This is a genomic window from Nocardia farcinica (assembly GCF_029867845.1).
Taxonomy (GTDB): Bacteria; Actinomycetota; Actinomycetes; order Mycobacteriales; family Mycobacteriaceae; genus Nocardia; species Nocardia farcinica_A.
Genome location: NZ_JARWRU010000352.1, coordinates 1 through 3,958, shown reverse-complemented (window position 1 = coordinate 3,958; position 3,958 = coordinate 1). Strand labels below are relative to the sequence as shown.

General features: G+C 75.0%; 1 protein-coding gene. It reads right to left on the bottom strand.

The window, feature by feature from the left end; translation table 11 throughout:
- Positions 1-3,929, bottom strand: a 3,929-nt coding sequence (locus tag QH283_RS07575) for an amino acid adenylation domain-containing protein (protein WP_280502306.1), incomplete at its 3' end; no start/stop codon positions are given.
- Between the last annotated feature and the right edge of the window lie 29 nt (positions 3,930-3,958).

Genomic DNA, 3,958 nt, shown 5'->3' with positions numbered 1-3,958 from the left:
GGGGGTACCGCCCCCCCGCCGCCGCCGGTCTGTCCCCCCGTTCCCTTGGGGCGCCCCGACCCGCCCACCCGGGCCAGGGCGCGTACGGTCTTGCGTTCGAACATGGCGGGGCCCCGCACGACGATGCCAGCGGCGGCGAGGCGGGCGGCGAGCTGGATGGACATGATGGAGTCGCCGCCGAGGGCGAAGAACGAGGCGGTCACGTCGACCGTGTCCACGCCGAGGACGTCGGCGAAGGCGGCCGCGACGGCGCGCTCGACGGCGGTCTCGGGCCGGGCTCCCGCCGCATCGGCGCCGTCGGTTCCGGTGGCGGGTTCCGGCAGGGCCTTGCGGTCCACCTTGCCGGTGGCCGACAGCGGCATGCGGTCGAGGACGGTGACCGTCGCGGGCAGCATGTGGGCGGGCAGCACCGCGCCGAGGCGGGCCAGCACCGCGTCCGGGTCCACGCGCGCGCCGTCCGCGCCGACCACATAGGAGGCGGGCACGAGCCGATCGCCGGGGCCGCGTCGGGTGACGGTGACGGCGGTGGCGATCTCCGGCAGCGCGACCAGTGCGGCGTCGATCTCGCCGAGTTCGATGCGCTGGCCGCGGATCTTGACCTGGAAGTCGACCCGGCCGACGTACTGGAGGGTGTGCCGGGGCGTCCAGCGCACTATGTCGCCGGTGCGGAACATCCGCGCGCCCGGCTCGCCGTACGGGCCGGCGACTAACGCGCCCGCGGTCAGCGCGGGCCGGTTCAGATATCCCCTGGCCAGGCCGACGCCCGCCAGGTACAGCTCGCCGGGCACGCCCGGTGGCACCGGCCGCAGCCGCGCGTCAAGGACCATCGCCCGCGCGCCGCGGATGGGGCCGCCCATGTCGATCGGTCCGGCCGCGTCGAGCGGCTCGCTCATGGTGATGACGATGGTGGTCTCGGTCGGACCGTAGATGTTGTGCAACTGCCTGCCCGGCGCCCAGGACGCGACCAGTTCGGCGGGCACCATCTCGCCGCCCACGGCCAGCACCCGCACCGTGGCGAGGTCGGCGGGTGCGAGGGTGGCCAGCACGCTCGGTGTGAGGAAGGCGTGGGTGACCTCGTGGTCGCGGATCAGCCGGGCCAGTTCCGCGCCGCCGAAGACCTCCGGCGGTGAGATCACCAGTGTCGCGCCCGCGGCGCACGCCATGAGGGCCTCGAGCAGGACCGCGTCGAAGGCGGGCGAGGCCACGTGCAGGACGCGCGACCGGTGGTCCACCCGGTAGCGATCACGTTGCGCGGCGGCGAAACTCGCCAGGCCCTCGTGGGTGACGACCACGCCCTTCGGGGTGCCGGTCGAGCCGGAGGGGTAGCTCACGTAGGCGGGGTCGGCCACCCGCGTCGGCCTGGCCGCGCCCGGGGCGGCTCCGCCGGACTCGCGCGCTCCCGGCTCGACGGCCGCGGGATCGTCGAGCAGCAGCCAGGTGGTGTCCTCGGGGAGGGCGGGCAGCGCCGAGGAGACCGCGACGCCGAGCGCGGCGCCGCAGTCGGCGATCATGCGCGCCAGCCGTTCGGCGGGGAAACGCAGATCCAGCGGCACGAAGGCCGCGCCGGTCCTGGCGATCGCCCACATGGCCACCTGGTAGCCGATCGATCGCGGCGCGGCCAGGGCGACGTGTGTGCCCGGTCCCGCACCGCGCGCGGCCAGCACGGCGGCCAATGCGCCGCAGCGCCGGTCGAGTTCGGCGTAGGTGAGGGTTTCGGCGCCGTCGACGAGCGCGACCGCGTCGGGATGCGCGGCCACCGCGTCGGCAAGCAGGTCGGCGAGCAGGCGGGCCGGTTCCGGGGCGCCACTGGTCGCGGGCAGCAGGTGACCGGCCTCGTCGGGGTCCAGCAGGTCGATCGTGCCCACCTCGGCCTCGGGTGCCGCGGTGACCGTCTCGAGGACCCGCAGATAGCGACGGGCCAGCGCCTCGGCGGTCGAGGCGTCGAACAGGGCGCCCGCGTAGACGATCCGGCCGTCCATCCCGGCGGGACCGTCCCGGTCGGCGCGTTCGCCGAGCACCACGGTGAGGTCGGTCTTGGCTTGGATGAAGCCGGGGTCGAGGGTGCGCACGTCGAGGCCGGGCAGCGCGAACCTGGTGTCGCCGGTGTTCTGGAGGCCGAACATCACCTGGAACAGCGGGGTGAAGGCGGTGGTGCGGGCGTGGCCGAGGACGTCGACCAGCCGCTCGTAGGGGACGTCGGCGTTGGCGAGCGCCTCGACGTCGGTGTCGCGGACCGCGGCGAGCAGCTCGCGGAACGGGCGGCGCTCGTCGATCCTGGTGCGCAGCACCACGGTGTTGACGAACATGCCGACCAGGTCGTCGAGGGCCTGGTGGCCGCGACCGGCCACGGGGGTGCCGATGCTGATGTCGTCGCTGTGCGCGGTGCGCGACAGCAGGATCGCCAGCGCCGCGTGCAGCACGGTGAAGACCGTGACGCCCTCCGCGCGCGCCAGCCGCACGACCGCCTCGTGCAGCCGCGGCGGCAGGGTGAACTCGACGCTGCCGCCCTCGGTGGAGGCCACGGCCTGGCGCGGACGGTCGGTGGGCAGGTCGAGCAGTTCCGTTGCGCCGGAGAGGGTCTCGCGCCAATAGTCGATCTGGCGGGCGGCCAGGGCGGCCGGGTCATCCTCGGCGCCGAGCCGGTCGCGCTGCCACAGCGCGTAGTCGGCGTACTGCACGACGGGCGGCGCCCAGTCCGGGGCCGCGCCCCGCGAGCGGGCGGTGTAGGCGGTGAACACGTCGCGGGCGAGCACCGGCATCGAGGCGCCGTCGGCGGCGATGTGGTGCACCACCAGCACCAGGACGTGCTCGTCTCGGCCGAGGCGGAACAGGCGGGCACGCACGGGCGGCTCGGCGGCCACGTCGAAACCGAGTTCGGCGGCGCGCCGGACCCGTTCGGTCAGGTCGGCGTCCCCGGTGACCGGTTCGGGCTCGAGTTCGTCACGCACCGCGGCCACCTCGCACACCACCTGGTGGGGTTCTCCGTCGATCGCGGGATAGACGGTGCGCAGCGGCTCGTGCCTGTCCAGCACATCGGCGAAGGCGGCGCGCAGTGCGGCGAGGTCGAGCGGACCGGTGAGAGCGGCGGCGAAGCAGATGTTGTAGGCGGCGGAGGAGGTGTCGTACTGGTTGAGGAACCACATGCGCCGCTGGGCGGCCGCCAGCGGGATCGCGGCCGGGCGCTGCCTGGGTTCCAGTGGCGCGGCGGCGGTCGTGCGGTCGGCGACCCGTTCGGCGAGCCCGGCGACGGTGGGTTCGGCGAACAGGTCGCGGATGCCCACCTCGACACCGAGCGCCGTGCCTGCCCGCGCGGCGATACGGGCGGCGGACAGCGAGTCGACGCCGAGGTCGAACAGGTTCGCGGTCACGCTGACCCGCTCGACACCGGCGATCTCGGCCACGATCCGGGCCAGCGCCGTCTCCTGCTCGGTGCGGGGCGCGACGAACCCGGCGGGCTCCGCGAAGACCGGCGCGGGCAGTGCGGCGCGATCGACCTTGCCGTTGGCGTTGAGCGGGAGGGCGTCGAGCACAAGCACCGCGGCGGGCACGAACGGCGAGGGCAGGGCGCGGGAGAGCCGCTTGCGCAGCGCCTGCCCGTCCGCGTGTGCGCCCGGAGCCGAGGTGACGTAGGCGACGAGGCGGCCGCCGGTGGCGACGACCACGGCGCGCGACACCTCCGGCAGCGCGCGCAGGGCGGACTCGATCTCGCCCGGCTCCACCCGCTGGCCGCGCACCTTCACCTGGAAGTCGCCGCGGCCGCGGTACTCGAGGTGCCCGGCCGGGCTCCACCGGGCCAGGTCGCCGGTGCGGTAGAGCCGCTCCCCCGGCGCGCCGAACGGGTGGGCCACGAAGGCCGCGCAGGTCAGATCGGGGCGGCCGTGATAGCCGCGCGCCAATTGCGCACCGGAGACGTACAGTTCGCCGGTCACGCCGAGCGGCGCAGGCCGGAGCCCGGCGT